The following is a 16,217-nucleotide window of genomic DNA, read 5'->3' as shown; positions in this document are numbered from 1 at the left end:
ACTTCCCCAGTAGCCACCGGACTCTCCTCATACTATATTCGCAGTTGCTGGCGATTGGCAATTTCATGCTAGCCTTTCATCTACTTGTGAATCTCGCTAGCGGATTTGGCACCTTGACTCTCAAGCCACGGGATCAGTTCAGCTGAAAAATTGCGTTTTGCTGTGTCCAGTGGAGTCGTTCCATCCCAGGTGGCTATCCAGTTCAGTTCGGCATCTTGGTCAAGCAGGTATTCGGCTGTTTCTCTTTGATCTCCATGGCAAGCACACCAGAAGGCAACGGTTACTGCATCGGGAGGAGAAGGGGAGGTGTTTGTTCCCCAAGGATAACGTTCCGGGAGTTTGACTCCTTTAAAATGTTCTAGTATGGCGTGAATATCTCCAAGGGCAGCCGCATGCCAAAGAGCAAAGATCGCGCCGCGTTCAACCAAGCGCTGTGCTGCATCCCATTGTGCAAAAGCAATAGCATCGTCCAGCGGCGTGCCACCGGCGATCACCGCGCCAGTCGCTTCAATGTCTGCGCCAGCATCAAGAAGGGCATCGAGCACTTGGACATCATTAGAGCTTGCAGCCCAATGCAAAGGTGTTTCAATATGTGGATCGACAAAAGGAGCGTTCACTTCCGCACCGAACTTGGTCAATACTCGCACGGTATCCGCTCCATTAGGGAAGTGCCCCGGCCAATCCGTCACCACGTGCAGCAGTGTTCGATAGATACTAGAATCTGCATCTACGTTGTCAGGCTTTCTTTCCAATATTCTTATCTTTGCCAATCCCGGATTCTCTGCCAGCAGTTGCTCTAACGTTGGAATATCTCCAGTGTGAATGGCTTGAATAACGATCACTGCAAGTTTTTCATCTTCGTGAATAAATTCCATGCTCAAATCTCCTTCCGGGGTTGTATCCATATTCATGAAAGCATCTGAACTGCACATCTGGCATGATACTCCGCGAGACCCCTAGCGAATTGCTGATCGGGGAATTGTCTGTGAAGCAGTTTCAGTCCTCCTGATATCAAGGACAAATGATGGCAAAATCGATAAAATGTCATCCGCTCCGGGTCGAGATCGTTATTTTTTAAGTAGTGATAAAAATCTCCAAATCGAAACTCCAGAAAGCTATGCTCATGTTCGAGATCGAAGAATCCTGCGCCATCAATATCAATAAGGCATGGTTGCATAGCATGATCTATCCATATATGATCCGGACTTGAAGAAATGGTTGAACTGTCAGACAATTCAATTTGGAATAATATCCCCACAGTCAAAGAAGGACGTCTCATTGATATGAGTTGTGGTTTATTTTTCTATAATGATATTTATTCGTTATACAAATAGCTCGATTTTATTGTGGATAACTTACTTAAAACCGCGGAGTAATTAGAGGGGCGTACACCAAGATAAGCTGAATCTAACTTGTTGTCTTGGTGTTTTATTTATCGCTATTTGACCCGTATAATTGATCGAAAAGCACTTCACTCGGAAGGAGACATCATTCTTTTGAACTATTATTTTCTGGAATCTCAATATCCACGTAGAGGGTTTATTAGTGGCGGAACAGCCTTCACTCCCGAATTAGATATGAATTATTTGGCGATAGAGAATCCGTTGCCAGAGGGGACAACGGCAGAGGTTGAGTTACTGCCTACGGTGCGGAATCTGAATGTAGATTATTTTGAGACGATCACAGGAACGAGACACGTATCAGATCGTTTTAAAAAACTGTTGGAGGAAACTAAAACAAACACACAGTTTATTCCGACAACGGTGTGTTACCACAATGGTCGTTCGGTTGAAAAAACCTATTGGACTGCACATCAGCTTGATTGTTTGGATGTTTTCGATTATGAACGTTCGGAATATGGGCGCAAAGCGGTCATTGCTGCATCTGTACAACAGCCTCCACGTAAGATCGTCAAAGTTGTATCTCAAATCTGCCTTCATGAAGAGCGAATTGGCAAGCATGAATTTTTTATGCTGGATTATATCAATATCTTCAAACCCATTGTTTCAAAAGATTTTTACGAAGTATGCCGAAAACATAAGCTAAACCTGAACGTGACAGAAGTCGGAAATGTAAGCAGCTAAATGCTACATGATTATAATGAAAGCGCAGAGAAGCCCACGCAAAACGTGGGCTCTTAGTCTTTATTTTTCCCCAGTAGCCACCGGACTTTCTTGTGTATTTTGCTTGGCGCGGGTCAGCTGACTTAGCTCCCTGATCTATGCATCAAGTTTTCCTTTAACGTATAATCCAATTGATATAGTCTTGTATCATTTCTTTGCTTCGTGTTCTATTTATCTTATCCGGCTCTAGATACAAATTGAGAGCCATCCCATTGATAAAGGCATATAGCTTTTCTTGTTCCTTCTCTTCATCGGTTTTGCGCAGAAGACCTTCATTTTTCAAGTACATGATGCAGTTGTTGATTGCGTTTTGGAGGTCCTCATAATTGGCGTCGAACCCTTTTTGCGTTTTTCCATAGCTTACAAATGCAAACCAAACCTCCATTTCCAATAATGTTTGTTCATTAGTCGGGACTAGTTCGAGTAAGTATTCAACAATTCTTTCTTGAGGCGCCAGTTCTCTTGCATTCAGATTTCTTAGTCGAGTAAGTACCTTTTCCTTAACTAACTCCATGGCAAACGCTAATAGGCTCTCTTGTTTTGAAAAGTAATGTCTTAAAGCGCCTTGTGATAATCCGGCCTCCTTTGCAATCGTTCTTGACGTTGCATGATGAATGCCTTTCTCACTAATGATTTTCCAAGTAGCTTCAGCGATAATATTCTTCATTTTCTCATGGTCCACGATTTTTGGCATACACTCAGAATATCATATTATTTAACTCAACTGAATTAAATAGACGATGAAGATGGAATGTGCTAGAGTTTATTTAACTCAACTGAATTAAAAAAAAGGGGCAAATGTGACATGCCACTCAAAGGAGTGCAAGTGGAATGAGTCACCAATTCAAAGTAATGCTTCCAGCATGGGGAAAGGCAATCGGCTTATTATGCATAATCATTATATTTGCTGCTGTACTGTGGTTAGTGTGGACCGGAAACTTGAATATAAGGTACACGGCTGATCGTGAGGAAGTGATTCCAATATGGCATAGTATGTTGCCGGCATTCCTTGGCATTTTTCTAATCCGTATGATTCCTTATAAAAGTCAAAATCATCGGAGTTTCCAACAAATGGATAAAAGGCACTTGGTCGTTCAATCGATTGTATTATTGCTGTCAGGCGTTTTATTTACGGTTTCTCTGATATCGATAGACCAGCAAGGATTACATTTCCAGCTATATTATTTGGCGTTCAAATTGACGACACTATTGTTCATTCCGTTGATTTTCTTGCTGATATGTCGCAAAATGACGGGCAAGCAACAAGGATTTATCTCGGCAAAGCCTCGCTCTCGCGGACACGTCATTGCACCAATGATCGTTATTGTGGTCTGGGGTTATCTAAAGTTCTATTCCCCAATTGCACAACCAGAAGGAACAATGGTAGCAACCGATATGACAGAATTCCTTCTCTTGGTGTTGATTGGTTTTATGATCAATAGCGTATTGGAGGAAGTTTTTTATCGGGTATGGCTGCAAACTCGATTGGAGACGTTGCTTGGAAGATGGCCCGCCATACTACTAGTTTCAATACTATGGTCCATTTGGCATGTCGCCATTCAAGGGAATGGCCAGTGGGATATTGATGTGGCAACAGTGATTGCAAATCATGGGGTTACGGGTCTGTTTCTTGGTTATTTATGGGCACGCTATCGTAAAATATGGGTGATTATCTTGGCTCATGGACTCATGAATGCTTCCCCTCATTTTCTTTTGCAGATCTTGTTTCATTGAGCGGGAAAAGATCTTGTTGGATCAGTTTTCGCGTGCAACGATGCCTCTATCTCTCCTGTATTCCCGGATGACGCTCAGGCACTGAAAATACACCGCCCCAGGCATCAGCCTGCATGGCGGTGTATTTGTTTTTGAGTTACTGTAGACTTGTGCTCTTTACCTACTCTTCCACCGTTGCCACCGGATTCCCCTCATAACTAATCCAGTCGCTCCAGCTCCCGGAATACAACTTCACATTCGTATATCCCGCTTCTTCCAGTGCAATCACGTTAGGGCAGGCCGAGACGCCAGAACCGCAATACACGATAATCGCACCATCCTTGTCCAGCTTACTGAAACGCTCTTCTAACACCCCAGTATCTGTCCAACGTCCATCCCAATCCAACACATCTTTCCAAAAATAATTCACCGCACCCGGAATATGTCCGGCCTTGGCATCGATCGGTTCCTCCAGACCTGCATAGCGGCGAGCATCACGGGAGTCAATTAGCATGGCACTGCCACTTGCCGAAGCCTGCTGAACATCCTCTACACTTGCCAGCATGGCTGGCTGTACGTTCACCTCAAAGGAAGCCGGGATCTGAACGGGCACATCCGTGGTCACCGGGAATTTGGCGTTTTTCCAAGCGGAGAAACCTTCGTCCATGATATACACTTGTTCATGACCGATATAGCGAAGCAGCCACCATAGCCGAGATGCATTCATCCCGCCTTGATCGTCATAAGCAATAATACGACTATTGGAGCCGATGCCAGCTTTGGAGAGACGACTTGCGAGAACAGCCGGATCAGGAAGCGGGTGACGTCCTCCGTGCGCAGACACAGGAGAAGACAGATCTTTTTCCAAATCGAGATAGACAGCTCCTGGAATATGTCCAGCTTCATAGGCTTGTCTTCCAGCCTCCGGCTGACCGAGCAAGAATCGGCAATCTGCAATGACCACATCCGGTTCATACATTCTGGCGAGCAGCCAGCGCATGGATACAATATTTTTCATGAAAATACACCGCCTTATGAGAGTGGTAGGTCGTTTATAACTATGCTTTACGAAAAAAAAACGTTATACCGTGGTAGGTTCAACAGGCCCTTTGCCAGCGATAGGAGCATCAGCAGGAATGGGTTGAGGTTTGGTTTTGCCATATCGAATGAATATCCATACCCCGAATATAATGACAACCCCGGCAGACATCTGTAATGCACTGAGGGATTCGCCGAGCAGCATCCAGGCCAGCAACGAAGAGAATACGGGTTCCCCAAGTACGCCCATGGATACCGTTGTGGCATTCATATATTGAAGCAGCCAGTTGAAGAGATAATGTCCAAAGATCGTTGGCACAATGGCGAGCAGCAGGAAGATTCCCCACTCTGACGCAGCGTAACCTCCGAACGGATGGCCCATGATCAGATTATATACCGCCAGCGTGCAAGCAGCCACGAAGAACACCCAGAAGTTATACGAAAATGCACTAAGTCCCGCTCGCAAAAATTGACCCAGCAGCATATGAACGGCGACTGCGATTGTGCCAAGTAAAGACAGGACATCACCTTGCAGGGCAGTACCTGCCAACTGGAAATCTCCTGCGCCAATGACGATTGATCCAAGCAGGGCGATGCCCATGCCGATGATCATTATGCGGTTAATTTTGGCTTTGAACAGCCATACCGAACCGGCAAGAATCAGTATAGGCTCCAGCGCGAGAATAACTGTGGAACTGGCAACACTGGTGAGCCGCAGCGAACCCATCCAGAGTAGGAAATGAAGGGCCAGCATCACACCGGATGCAAGTAGCAAGCCCCACTGCCGTATGCGTAGACGCATCATCTCATGTCTGTATTTCCAGACAAAAGGCAGCATTAGCAGATTGGTCAGAAATAGACGGTACATGGCAATGACCGCAACATCTGCGGTAGACCAGCGTACAAAGATCGAAGAAAAAGAAATGGCGATAATGCCGACAAAGAATAACAGATAAATGGATCTGCCGGCACGGTTCAAGCTTGTCATGGGTGTAGCTCCTTCTTGAAGTCTGATGGCGTAAATCACTTCATTATACAGGAGAAGGTAACCGCAGGAAAGATAAAGAGAACGAAGAGATAAGTAGATTGTAACCGGGCTTGTAACTATTCTGTCATTCTCCCGATCCATTTTTCTATTAATCTTCTATATAGAGACATGAAACGAGATAATATACCAATAATCGGGAAAAAATGAAAGTAAGGAAGTGGCATGACAGTGAGAGTTCAACAAGAGAGAGCGGGAGAACGTGGCAGTATTCCGCCTAGCACAAGTCGCACGAAAACACATAAACGAAGAAAAATCCGGTATGGAAGGGTAAGCATAGCTCTAATGCTCCTGGTACTGTTCGTTACCGGTATTACATATGTATTCCTTGGCATGACGCATTGGATCAAAAGCGTTGTGGCGCCGCCTCCGATTACTGTAATAGAACAGCCCGCCAAGCTTGGCATGATACAAGTTACTCCGGATGCGAAGGAGGAGCCGGCCCGGTTCCAGGGCCAGGTTCGCAAATTGGCATACATAACGTTTGATGATGGGCCAACTGAATATACGGAACAACTGCTGGATATTTTGAAGCAGCATGAGGCAAAGGCTACCTTTTTCATGATCGGACGTCAGTTGAATCAGCATCCGGAAGCAGTGAAACGGCTGTTGAAGGAAGGCAGTTACCCTGGACTCCACAGCATGACGCATAACTATAAAAAGCTGTATAAGAGCGGCAGTTCTGCGAACTTTGTGAAAGAGTTCAAGAAAGAGCAGAAGATGGTGCAGGACCTGATTGGTTTTACACCTCATCTGATTCGTGCACCTTATGGCAGCAGTCCACAGATCGGTGAAAAGTTCAGAGGTGACATTGCTGCGGCCGGGTTCAAATTGTGGGACTGGACGACAGATTCACTCGATTGGAATCTTCCCGGTCAGCCGGACAAGATTGTGGCCCGGGTGAGCAAAAGTGTACATCGGGATAAGGAAGTGATTCTGATGCACGAGCGCGAGCAGACCGTTCAGGCTTTACCGCGTATTCTGAAGCTACTTGAGGATCGGGGTTACGAGTTCGAAGTATACGATCCGGATGCACACTGGGTAGCTAATTTTAGCGCAGATAGCCGTTTGTAATATAACAACAAGATGATGATGCAAGAGAGGAAGAACTTGGGTGCTAACGAGTAAAAAAGTGGCGCTTGCGGCAGTCAGCGTATTGCTAATTCTGCTGGTAAGTGGTTGTGGAGATCCGCAGGAGCCTGCGGCAAATCAGGTGAACCAATTGGTGCTCAGTGGTCAGGAGATCGATCAGAGTCTGAAGACGCTGGTCAGTCATGAGCAGGAGGATATGAAGTTATACAAATCTATTTTAGACAAGGGCAAGAACAAAAATAGTGATCTCGAAGCACTGCTGGATCAGGCAGCAGATCATATTCATGAACGAAGAACGTTGTTGAAACAGGCGGAAGAGGCCATGAAACAGACCAACGAGAAGGCGGTGGCCCTGCGCAGTTCATTGAAAGAACTATCATTTGAAAAAGAAGATACGTTGGCACAGGCGGAAAAGGTGCTGGATCAATATGAAGCAAGAGCACGTGCATTGGAAAATTTTATTGCCTCGTATCAGTTGAGTCTAAGTGCCGATGAGCAGCTGTATGATCTGATGAGAGAAAGTGCAGAACCTAATCTGGTTAAGATTAAGCGAGCCATTCGGGTACGGAATAGCGAATATGCGAAGCTTGCTGAATTCCGAAAGCAATTTAACCTCCAGACCAAAGCGTTTAACGGAGCCAATGCCAAACTGGTACAGATGGATCAGGCCAGCTGAGCAGAGGATCTGAGCAACCATTCAGACATTTTGCATGATTGAGCTGCCTTTCTCCCGTGTAAGTACTAGTATACAGCCAAGCCAATGGATGATAAGCAACATGGACAAGCATCATTGCGTTTAAGCTAACGGAGGTGTTCATATGCGAAAAGGAAATACAATGAAAGTCAGTGCATCATTCCTGGTTTTACTTATGGGATTCTCGCTTGTGGCATGTGGGAACAGTAATCCTGCTGCACAGCCAACAGTGAATAATACGGAAGAACAGTCACCAGCACCGGAGCAACAACCAAATGAAAGTGCTGCAATTGAAGCAGAAGGTATTCTGACTGGATGGGCTGATCCGCATACCGTGGAGATTCGAGTGAATGAGAAGCCGATGTCATTCCAGGTGAGCGAAGATTTGCAGAAGTCTCTGGATGATATCGATGACGAAGATTCCGTGCGTTTCAAATATGTAGAGAAAACGATTGATGCAACAACGAAACAGTTGGTACTTACAGAGATTGCAAAGATTGAATCGAGTGATGACAATAACGGTTCCAATGCAGGCGGTACAGTAACGTCCGATCGTCCGAAGACATCAGAGCTGGAAGTGACGGTAGAAGGAATGACCGAGAAACGCCCAGTGACACTGGCACAAGCAAAAGGTTATTCACTTTATGTTTTTGAACCGATGGCTTTTGATGCGGAAGACCATGAATTAACAATGAAGATTGATCCGGATTATGAGGTAGAGATTGAGAAGCTGCCTGCGGATTTTAACCTGGATATGTTGAAGATGGATGCCAAAGAAGAGTTGTCCGAGACCGGAGAAGTGAAGCAATTAACAGCTGAACAACTCAGTAACGGGCCGATGAAGGATGCAAGATTGTACATGATGTCCCAGAATGATAAGAAAACAGAGTATTTTATTGTGAAAGAACTGGACGGCAATGGTTTCATTTTCCACATCCAAGCACCTATTGGTGAACCTTCTGAAGGTTTCCTGCCTATGGCATATGCATCCCTTAATTCCATTATGAATGAGTAAAAAAGGGATGAGCCACATGGTTAAGCAGGACGGCTAAGTAAAATTAAAACGATTCCCTACACAGCGTGTTTCCTTGAGAGAGGAGATGCGCTGTTTTATTAACGTTACTACAATATAGATACAATGTACCGTGCTGTGTATAGACAAATAGCCGGAAGGAGCGATGCGGATGCATAGGTTCCTCCCGGCTTCTTGGCCATGCTTCTATTCAGTTTGCAGGATCGAACCCATGCCCTGATCCGTTACTCAGGTTAGTATAGTCGATTCCTTGCGTCCTCTGAGTTCTTGATAACGGGCGATTACATTCTGATAAACGGGATGTTCGTCGGGAATTCCCATGCGTTCACGGATGAAGGCGGAGATGCCATCTTCGCGAATCATGTGTTGTAGCTTCATGGCTTCCTCGTCGTGTTTATCATTAAACAGCATTGCGGCCGCCATAGCAGAAGTTAAATGGGGAATTTCAATTCCGAATTCACTGGCCTGCAGCGCTGGGCGAACAAGCCGATCATGAGGCGAAAGCTTGCGAAGGGGGGAACGTCCAACCCGGGTGACCTGATCCGTCAGGTTGGGATTGGCGAAGCGTTCCAGTATGGTGTCGATATATTTGTTATGCTTCTGTGCGTTGAATCCATGCTTCTGGATGAGCATCTGACCCGTCTCTTCCATAACATGGCGTACCTTGGCCCGAAGGGTGGAATTACTCATCACCTGTCTAATCGTCTTGAATCCTTCGAGATAGCCGAAGTATGCGGCGACACAGTGGCCTGTATTTACCGTAAACATTTTACGCTCAATATAAGGTTCAAGCGAATCCACATAGTGGACGCCATCTATTTTCTTGAATCCATCCAGAAGTGCTGGACGATGAACGACCCATTCGTAAAAAGGTTCAACAGTGACCTGCAGCGGGTCTTTGTGGTTTTGAGCCGGAACAATCCGGTCCACAGCTGCATTGGGGAAAGAAACATAACGTTCGGCTTTTTTGCGAGTTTGTTCATCCAGAAATGGATAGATGCGTTTCTTCAGCCTGGTGCTACCACCGATGGCATTTTCGCAAGCGATAATATGCAGCGGAGCCTGATTATTGTTTTTCATGCGAAGTTGAATGCCTTTGGCGATCGGTTCGGCGATATCTCCGAGTGCAGATACACCCACCGCGGTTGTGATCACATCGGCTGAAGCGATCTCTTCAGCAACCAGATTCTGCTCATTCACATTGATCGCCGTCACGTTGTTGACAATCGTAGTGTCCCGATCGCTATTGGCAAGTGTAATCGGATATTCCTGTCTCTCTTGAAGCATGGAGATTTTCTTCGGGTTACGTGCGACAAAGCAGACTTCGTAGTTGGAAGCGGACAACATATGACCGATAAAACCGCGGCCTATATTGCCCGCACCAAAATGTACAGCTTTCATGTATGAACTCCCCCTTTAAGGATTGAATCGCGAAATTCGTGCAGACCTTAGACGGTAGTGACGAGTGGCTTCGAAATCAAATCGTTAAATGTAAGGTCAGTCAAGCAAGACAGCCGTTGGTGAGGCATATCGAATTCCAGTGTTCCTGTGATGGTATTCGAGATGACTACGCAGTGCATACCAGCCGCAGCAGCTGCACGCGCGCCGTTAGGTGAATCCTCAATCGCTACGGCTTCGTCTGCAGTTACTCCAAGGGCTTCAAGCGCTTGATTGTAGAGTTCCGGATCAGGCTTTACATTTGCAACATCATCTGCGGTACGGATAACTTCAAAATAGTCTTTCAGTTTCAATTGTTCCAGATGCTGTTCAACCCACTCCCGTTTGGAGCTGGAGGCTACAGCAAGTTTTAGTCCAGCTTTACGCGCTTCATCAAGGTAGCTCTGAATGCCCGGACGAACCACCTCTTTGTTCATCAATGCAGCGTGCTGCAACTGAACAGATTCCCTGAACGCTTCCCGATCGATCGGAAGATTCAAATCTGTGATGAGGTACTCATATGGATTAAATGTTTTCAGACTGGTACCGATGCATTGTGAATACATCTCCAGGGTTAAATCTACGCCGTGTTCCTTGTAAGCATCGCGAAAAGCAATATACCATGCTGTCTCTGTATCAATAATCGTTCCGTCGAAATCAAACACCAGTGCCTTAATCATAAATTTGTTCCTCCTGTTTCAGAATTAATTTGGGATAAAAATGAAAATTTTCTGCAAATTCATTCCCTGTATTCATTGACCTGCGGGATATTAGTTGACACAATAATCCGAAAATGAATATTAATTTGGGAAAAAATATGCGTTTGAAGCTAATAAAACCGTAACATAGGACAAACCAAAGGGTCAAGTGCGTCATGATTGTTCACATTGAAAATTTTCACATGTATGATTTGTTTTCAGAAAAAAATGGACGTTGCAAACCGTTAACCCTTTTGCATGTAAGCGGTGTACTGAATAAACTGTTTTTACAGCTCAAAAAAATAAAACTTTTTTTATGAAAATTAGATCATCTGGCCGTTCAACAGCTTTCGACACTTTTATAATAGAAGAAATGGAGCTGAATGTATTGGATTTTATTAGCTTTACGCCAGATCAGGCCCTGTGGGAGAATGGAAGAAAGATTCTGAAAGTATATGGAGTAAGGGAGGAAGACAAGCATGTTGCAAAAGGACCGTTTCAATGGCTGCTTCATCGGGCTTGCAGTGGGTGATGCGTTGGGAACTACCGTGGAATTCAGTAGCCCGGGCACATTTGAACCCGTAAGGGATATCGTGGGTGGCGGCGTATTCGGGCTGGAGGCAGGGCAGTGGACAGATGATACGTCGATGGCTCTGTGCCTGGCAGAAAGTCTGGTACGCAAGGCAGAGTTTGATCCTGCAGATCAGATGCGCAGATACACCAATTGGTACAAGGTCGGGTATATGAGCAGCACAGGCGATTGCTTTGATATCGGTGGGGCCACACGAAGTGCCTTGGAGAGGTTTGAGATAACCGGAGAAGCCTACAGCGGATCAACGGACCCGATGACGGCGGGCAATGGCTCTATTATGAGGCTTGCACCTGTCGTGATGGCTTATGCTAATCAACCAAACGAGGCGGTCCGCTATGCCGGGCTTAGTTCCCGGACAACACATGCTGCAACGGAAAGTGTGGAAGCCTGTGAAGTGCTAGCCGCCATAGTTGTTGCCGGTCTGCGCGGAGTGGACAAGAGCGTCATGCTGATGCCGGAGACATGCAGACAGTGGAGGGAAGAGCCTACTTTTTCACCTGCTATTGAAGAGGTTGTTATGGGTTCCTATCAGAGCAAAGAACCACCGGAAATTAAGGGCAGCGGCTATGTGGTTCGTTCACTTGAAGCAGCACTATGGGCGTTTCATAAGTCCTCAAGTTTTGAGGAAGGCGCATTGTTAGCTGTTAATCTGGGTGATGATGCGGATACCACGGGTGCGGTGTACGGACAAATCGCAGGTGCTTATTATGGATTGAGTGGTATTCCGGCACACTGGCGGGACAAGCTGGCCATGCGTGGAACGTTCGAACAACTAACAGAAGCCTTGTGGTTAAAGGCGACAGAAAATCGTTGATTAAGAGACAGGAGAAGAGAACATCTATGAGCACGACTGGACACACATTACAACCACAGGCTTCACAGTCAGGTAAACGAGGGGCGTTTCCATTATCCCTGTTATGCCTGACGATAGGTGCTTTTGCAATTGGTATGACTGAATTTATTATTATGGGCTTACTGCCCAATGTAGCAACAGACCTGAATGTAAGTATTCCGCAGGCTGGACAACTCATTACGGGATATGCGCTTGGTGTAGCGGTAGGTGCGCCGATTTTGACCGTATTTACACACAAGATTCCGCAGAAACAACTGCTGGTGCTGCTGATGTGCATTTTCATTATCGGGAACGCATTGTCTGTCATTGCTCCCACCTATGGGTTGTTAATCTCGGCACGGATCTTAACGGCATTTGCCCATGGTACATTCCTTGGTGTAGGTTCAATCATGGCGACGCGGCTTGTTGCGCCCGAGAGAAGGGCAGGAGCGGTATCGGTTGTTCTCGCGGGGCTTACGATTGCCAACATCATTGGCGTTCCGTTTGGTACGTTTATCGGGCAACAGCTCGGATGGCGGTCATCTTTCGGGGCGATTACGATCTTGGGCATCATTTCGTTGATTGGTATCATTCGTTTCATTCCCGTCCTCCCGCAAGGAGCACCAGCGAACCTGGGACAGCAATTCCGGAATCTGGTTCGTCCCCAAGTGTTGCTGGTTCTGCTTATTGGGGCGTTGGGGTGCGGAAGTTTGTTTACAGTCTTCACCTATATTACGCCGATGCTTGTGGATATTAGCGGTTTTGCGGAGCAAAGTGTGACCTGGATTCTGGTGTTGTTTGGCTTCGGTGTAACCTTGGGCAATTTGGTTGGCGGCCGTCTGGCAGACTGGAAGCTGATGCCTTCGTTAATCGTCAACTTTGGTATCCTTGCTGTTCTTCTGGCAGTGCTCACGCTGACGCTGGAGAATCCGTATCTGGCAGTGCTCACGATATTTTTCTGGGGGGTTGCCGCTTTTGGTATTATGCCGGGACTTCAGATTCGGATTATGAATATGACTCGTGAAGCACCGCTACTTGCGACTACCTCAAGTCACTCCGCATTTAACCTGGGGAATGCAGGTGGTGCCTATCTGGGCGGATATGCAATTACCCATACAGGACTTATATCTGTACCTTTGTATGCCGCAGTTATTGCCGCACTGGGTTTGCTGGGCTTGTTCATCAGTCTGTTAATGAAAGACAGACAGACTTCACCCGAGGGTGCAGAGGTAGTTAATCCAGTATCCGTATACTAAACAGATATCAAGAAAGCCTCAGTCATCCTGTGTAACCAGGAGCTGAGGCTTTTTGGGTATGCTGTTTTAATAGATTTCAAGCTCATTGATTCGCACATAGGTTGGCTGATGGGAAGGACCTTTACTCGCTACGACACGGATCTTGGAAGTACTGACTGCTGAAAATGTGTGTGATCGCGTTAACTCTTGATTGTCTGTAATCTGTACGAGATTCACCCAATTTGAGCCATTCCAGTATTGCAGATCATAATTGGCAAGTGGGTATCCCTGGGTGGTATACAGATCAATTCGCTGGATTGAACTCGATGCCGGCAAATCAATGACGACATATTGGGGAAGTGAGGAATTACGGTTATTGGCCCAGCTATAACTTTCCCCCAAGGCCGTGTTACGATCCCCGTCATTGATTCGGGCTGCTGAATACCCGGGATAGGTTGAAGTTACCGTTATGGCAGCATTTCGTGCCAGGTTCTGTCCGGTTCCCGGATTGGTAGGGGTTTTCACCAGATTCACCAAATTCCAGCGCAGCTCGAAGAGTTTGAAGGACTTATTAAATACAGCTCCTTCTCCTTTGACGAGAGCATCAATCTTTAGAGACATGGTACTGGGCACATTATTGCTGCTTGTCCATTTCCCTGTGCCTTCAATGCCGGCAAAAACACTTACCTCAAGTATTTTTTTGCCGGCAATTTTCAGACCGACTTCCGCTTTGGCTCCTGCCCAAGCAGTGATCTGTCCTTCAATTTTATGGGTTACCGTAAGATATCTGTTCACACTGCTGTAAGGCTGGATCTTCACGGGAATAAAAACACGTGTTTTCCCTTTGACTCCCGCGGTAACCGTGTATCCCTGATCGACCTGAAATTCAAAGGTGACGTTGCCGTCAATACCAATGACCAGAAAAACGCCGACTGATACGGCTCCGAGATTGCCAGCACCAATATTGAAGCCCATGATTGGAACCTTGACCTCTTTTTTGAACTTGGCATCACCTTTGATATAGATGTTGGCTTTCTCACCAGCAGTAAATTTCAGATCATATTTTCCCCAAAATCCGTATTTCCCCGTAACTTTGGGTGCAATCAAGGTGAGCTTGCCACCTGCTTCAACGAACACTTTGTTACCGTTTGCATTTTGTTGATTTACAAGTACCTTCTTGAAATCACAGACAAACTCATTGCCGGATTTTTTGCAATTGGCAAAATCACCTGCTCCAGCAGCACGAATCACATCATTCAGATCCATGGGTGCAATATCCGTGGAAGCGATATCCATTCTTTCTGCATCCGCAACCCTGTCCATATTTGCATCCAAATCATTTTGAATCGTGTTGTCGATGTTGAACTGTCGCATTTCAGCATCGTCAGTTATATCGGTCTCTAACAAGGAAGGGGTTTCATGAACAAGCCATTCCTTGCTATCCAATACCATCTCAGGATCAGGCATGACGATATTACGCTCTTCGAACGAGACCTCCTGCTCGGGAATATCATAGTAATCGAACAATTCCTCCACACCCGGAGTGATGTAATCTACCCGCATACCACCAGAGCTTCTATTGACGCTTGTAACTTTGATAGCCCGGGCAGAGGACTGATCGAGAAAGATCTGACCAGGAGCTAGGTTATTACCGATTTGGGCAGCCTCTTGGGTGCTAAGTTCTATTGAACCTTTCTCTTCCACCGTTTCAAAGACGGCATTTACCACGGGAAGTCTCTTCACCATGGAAGCAGGCATGGGTTGGGTCGGTTTTAACTGATAATCGACTTGCTCGAATTGACCTGAAGAAGAAATGGGATTGCTAATAGCCAGTCCATCTTCAGAGACGTTAAATGAGATTCGAAAATATGCTTCTGAAACTGGAGCATTCACATTGGTCTTGCCTGCCCAGATCCAGCGTGCACTGGTCTCCTCAGGCATGCCACTAATCTGTTTCCAAGGATCACTGCCATACCGTCCGAAGTCAGTAGCACGTGACCATGACGAATCATCGAATTTGGGTTGCTCCCAACCTTCAATATATCGTTCAGATACTTTCCAGTTGAAATCCGTAACCAGATTCTCATCTCCGTAGCTAAGGTCTGCCAGCAGTCCCGCATAGAGGCCTATATCCTTCGCTTGAACTGCAATCACATTGATGCCAGATTGAATCGGCACAGGGAACGTATAGGCTTTGGCCCAGTCGGTGCCTTTTCCCGTCTGTCTGCCGTTTATAAAAAGTGTGAACTCATCATCTGCGGTTATGGATATTTTTCCTTCATTGTTAGATGCAGCATAGACATTGGATGGCCATAACCCGACAAGTAAAGGCAGCAATAATGTAATAACCAGAAATGAAGCCCATGCTTTTTTGATCGAAAAGCGTACATTGAACATCATCATTTTCCTCCCAGAAAATAAAGTAGTTGCAAAAGATATTGGCGAACGAGACGTTGAAACTTTTGCGAAAGCATCTCTCAGAAGAAAACTATTATGAATCTATTGAAATTGTTCATAGACACCCCCCTATGGAAGTTATAATAAGGTAAAATATTCAATTTAACAACAGTATTTTACAATTTTTGAATTAGGATTCGAGAAGAAAGAAGAAAGAAGAAAAACTCTGATGCTATAAGATCATTGAATTGAATCGCTAGAAATGAAAATATTGTTGCGAAAAATGGA

At 45.8% G+C, this 16,217-nt stretch carries 15 protein-coding genes and 1 pseudogene; 8 read left to right on the top strand and 8 right to left on the bottom strand.

What is annotated here, in order from left to right:
* Positions 1–80: 80 nt before the first annotated feature.
* On the bottom strand, positions 81–875 hold the full coding sequence (locus NST33_RS22955; RefSeq protein WP_339178345.1) for an ankyrin repeat domain-containing protein: 795 nt from the start codon (positions 873–875) through the stop codon (positions 81–83).
* 32 nt (positions 876–907) lie between these two features.
* A pseudogene (locus NST33_RS22950) lies at positions 908–1,204 on the bottom strand (aminoglycoside phosphotransferase family protein); the annotation flags it as partial.
* Between the two features lie 292 nt (positions 1,205–1,496).
* Here NST33_RS22950 and NST33_RS22945 point away from each other — a divergent pair.
* Positions 1,497–2,084, top strand: a complete 588-nt coding sequence (locus NST33_RS22945; protein WP_339178341.1) for a DUF1629 domain-containing protein — start codon at positions 1,497–1,499, stop codon at positions 2,082–2,084.
* Between the two features lie 154 nt (positions 2,085–2,238).
* Here the strand turns inward: NST33_RS22945 and NST33_RS22940 are convergent, their stop codons facing one another.
* Complete coding sequence (locus NST33_RS22940) at positions 2,239–2,817, bottom strand: TetR/AcrR family transcriptional regulator (protein ID WP_339305208.1); 579 nt, start codon at positions 2,815–2,817, stop codon at positions 2,239–2,241.
* Positions 2,818–3,194: 377 nt separating this feature from the next.
* Between NST33_RS22940 and NST33_RS22935 the strand changes: the two genes are divergently transcribed.
* A complete protein-coding gene (locus NST33_RS22935; protein ID WP_339305206.1) occupies positions 3,195–3,857 on the top strand; it encodes a CPBP family intramembrane glutamic endopeptidase in 663 nt (220 codons plus the stop codon).
* A 160-nt stretch (positions 3,858–4,017) separates the two neighbouring features.
* On the opposite strand, the gene NST33_RS22930 is transcribed toward NST33_RS22935, so the two are convergent.
* Both NST33_RS22930 and NST33_RS22925 read right to left on the bottom strand, forming a co-directional pair.
* On the bottom strand, positions 4,018–4,854 hold the full coding sequence (locus NST33_RS22930; RefSeq protein WP_339305204.1) for a sulfurtransferase: 837 nt from the start codon (positions 4,852–4,854) through the stop codon (positions 4,018–4,020).
* A gap of 63 nt (positions 4,855–4,917) precedes the next feature.
* The gene (locus NST33_RS22925) at positions 4,918–5,862 is read right to left on the bottom strand and encodes a DMT family transporter (RefSeq protein ID WP_339305202.1); all 945 of its coding nucleotides are present in this window, start codon (positions 5,860–5,862) and stop codon (positions 4,918–4,920) included.
* A 228-nt stretch (positions 5,863–6,090) separates the two neighbouring features.
* Between NST33_RS22925 and NST33_RS22920 the strand changes: the two genes are divergently transcribed.
* From NST33_RS22920 to NST33_RS22910, 3 genes are all read left to right on the top strand, one after another.
* Entirely contained in the window at positions 6,091–6,993 is a 903-nt protein-coding gene (locus NST33_RS22920; RefSeq protein WP_313771507.1) for a polysaccharide deacetylase family protein, read from the top strand.
* A gap of 40 nt (positions 6,994–7,033) precedes the next feature.
* A complete protein-coding gene (locus NST33_RS22915) occupies positions 7,034–7,687 on the top strand; it encodes a YkyA family protein (RefSeq protein ID WP_221824386.1) in 654 nt (217 codons plus the stop codon).
* 142 nt (positions 7,688–7,829) lie between these two features.
* Positions 7,830–8,720, top strand: a complete 891-nt coding sequence (locus tag NST33_RS22910; RefSeq protein WP_339305199.1) for a hypothetical protein — start codon at positions 7,830–7,832, stop codon at positions 8,718–8,720.
* Positions 8,721–8,966: 246 nt separating this feature from the next.
* Here the strand turns inward: NST33_RS22910 and NST33_RS22905 are convergent, their stop codons facing one another.
* Together NST33_RS22905 and NST33_RS22900 are read right to left on the bottom strand one after the other, a co-directional pair.
* Complete coding sequence (locus NST33_RS22905) at positions 8,967–10,139, bottom strand: mannitol-1-phosphate 5-dehydrogenase (RefSeq protein WP_237174296.1); 1,173 nt, start codon at positions 10,137–10,139, stop codon at positions 8,967–8,969.
* A gap of 47 nt (positions 10,140–10,186) precedes the next feature.
* Positions 10,187–10,855 (bottom strand): HAD-IA family hydrolase, encoded by a 669-nt coding sequence (locus NST33_RS22900; RefSeq protein ID WP_221824381.1) that lies wholly within the window; start codon positions 10,853–10,855, stop codon positions 10,187–10,189.
* Positions 10,856–11,189: 334 nt separating this feature from the next.
* Here NST33_RS22900 and NST33_RS22895 point away from each other — a divergent pair, with 334 nt between their 5' ends.
* From NST33_RS22895 to NST33_RS22885, 3 genes are read left to right on the top strand one after another with little or no spacing between them, the layout of a single operon-like run.
* The gene (locus NST33_RS22895) at positions 11,190–11,405 is read left to right on the top strand and encodes a hypothetical protein (RefSeq protein WP_339305197.1); all 216 of its coding nucleotides are present in this window, start codon (positions 11,190–11,192) and stop codon (positions 11,403–11,405) included.
* Positions 11,353–12,279: an ADP-ribosylglycohydrolase family protein gene (locus NST33_RS22890; RefSeq protein WP_339178325.1), complete on the top strand. Its 927-nt coding sequence runs from the start codon at positions 11,353–11,355 to the stop codon at positions 12,277–12,279. The genes NST33_RS22895 and NST33_RS22890 overlap by 53 nt, the downstream gene beginning before the upstream one ends.
* A gap of 26 nt (positions 12,280–12,305) precedes the next feature.
* Positions 12,306–13,553 carry an MFS transporter gene (locus NST33_RS22885; protein ID WP_339178322.1) on the top strand — a complete coding sequence of 416 codons (1,248 nt, stop codon included), beginning with the start codon at positions 12,306–12,308 and terminating at the stop codon, positions 13,551–13,553.
* A 66-nt stretch (positions 13,554–13,619) separates the two neighbouring features.
* Here NST33_RS22885 and NST33_RS22880 read toward each other — a convergent pair whose 3' ends face one another.
* Positions 13,620–15,935 carry a hypothetical protein gene (locus tag NST33_RS22880; protein ID WP_339305194.1) on the bottom strand — a complete coding sequence of 772 codons (2,316 nt, stop codon included), beginning with the start codon at positions 15,933–15,935 and terminating at the stop codon, positions 13,620–13,622.
* Positions 15,936–16,217 lie beyond the last annotated feature (282 nt).

Source organism: Paenibacillus sp. FSL L8-0435 (assembly GCF_037965655.1).
Lineage (GTDB): Bacteria > Bacillota > Bacilli > Paenibacillales > Paenibacillaceae > Paenibacillus.
This window is presented reverse-complemented; position numbering and strand designations above follow the sequence as displayed.

Coding starts and splice junctions, on each gene's coding strand:
- NST33_RS22895 (WP_339305197.1), top strand. CDS start 11,190: ATGAAAATTAGATCATCTGGCCGTTCAACAGCTTTCGACACTTTTATA.
- NST33_RS22905 (WP_237174296.1), bottom strand. CDS start 10,139: ATGAAAGCTGTACATTTTGGTGCGGGCAATATAGGCCGCGGTTTTATC.
- NST33_RS22910 (WP_339305199.1), top strand. CDS start 7,830: ATGCGAAAAGGAAATACAATGAAAGTCAGTGCATCATTCCTGGTTTTA.
- NST33_RS22885 (WP_339178322.1), top strand. CDS start 12,306: ATGAGCACGACTGGACACACATTACAACCACAGGCTTCACAGTCAGGT.
- NST33_RS22890 (WP_339178325.1), top strand. CDS start 11,353: ATGTTGCAAAAGGACCGTTTCAATGGCTGCTTCATCGGGCTTGCAGTG.
- NST33_RS22955 (WP_339178345.1), bottom strand. CDS start 875: ATGGAATTTATTCACGAAGATGAAAAACTTGCAGTGATCGTTATTCAA.
- NST33_RS22935 (WP_339305206.1), top strand. CDS start 3,195: ATGGATAAAAGGCACTTGGTCGTTCAATCGATTGTATTATTGCTGTCA.
- NST33_RS22925 (WP_339305202.1), bottom strand. CDS start 5,862: ATGACAAGCTTGAACCGTGCCGGCAGATCCATTTATCTGTTATTCTTT.
- NST33_RS22940 (WP_339305208.1), bottom strand. CDS start 2,817: ATGCCAAAAATCGTGGACCATGAGAAAATGAAGAATATTATCGCTGAA.
- NST33_RS22930 (WP_339305204.1), bottom strand. CDS start 4,854: ATGAAAAATATTGTATCCATGCGCTGGCTGCTCGCCAGAATGTATGAA.
- NST33_RS22880 (WP_339305194.1), bottom strand. CDS start 15,935: ATGATGATGTTCAATGTACGCTTTTCGATCAAAAAAGCATGGGCTTCA.
- NST33_RS22900 (WP_221824381.1), bottom strand. CDS start 10,855: ATGATTAAGGCACTGGTGTTTGATTTCGACGGAACGATTATTGATACA.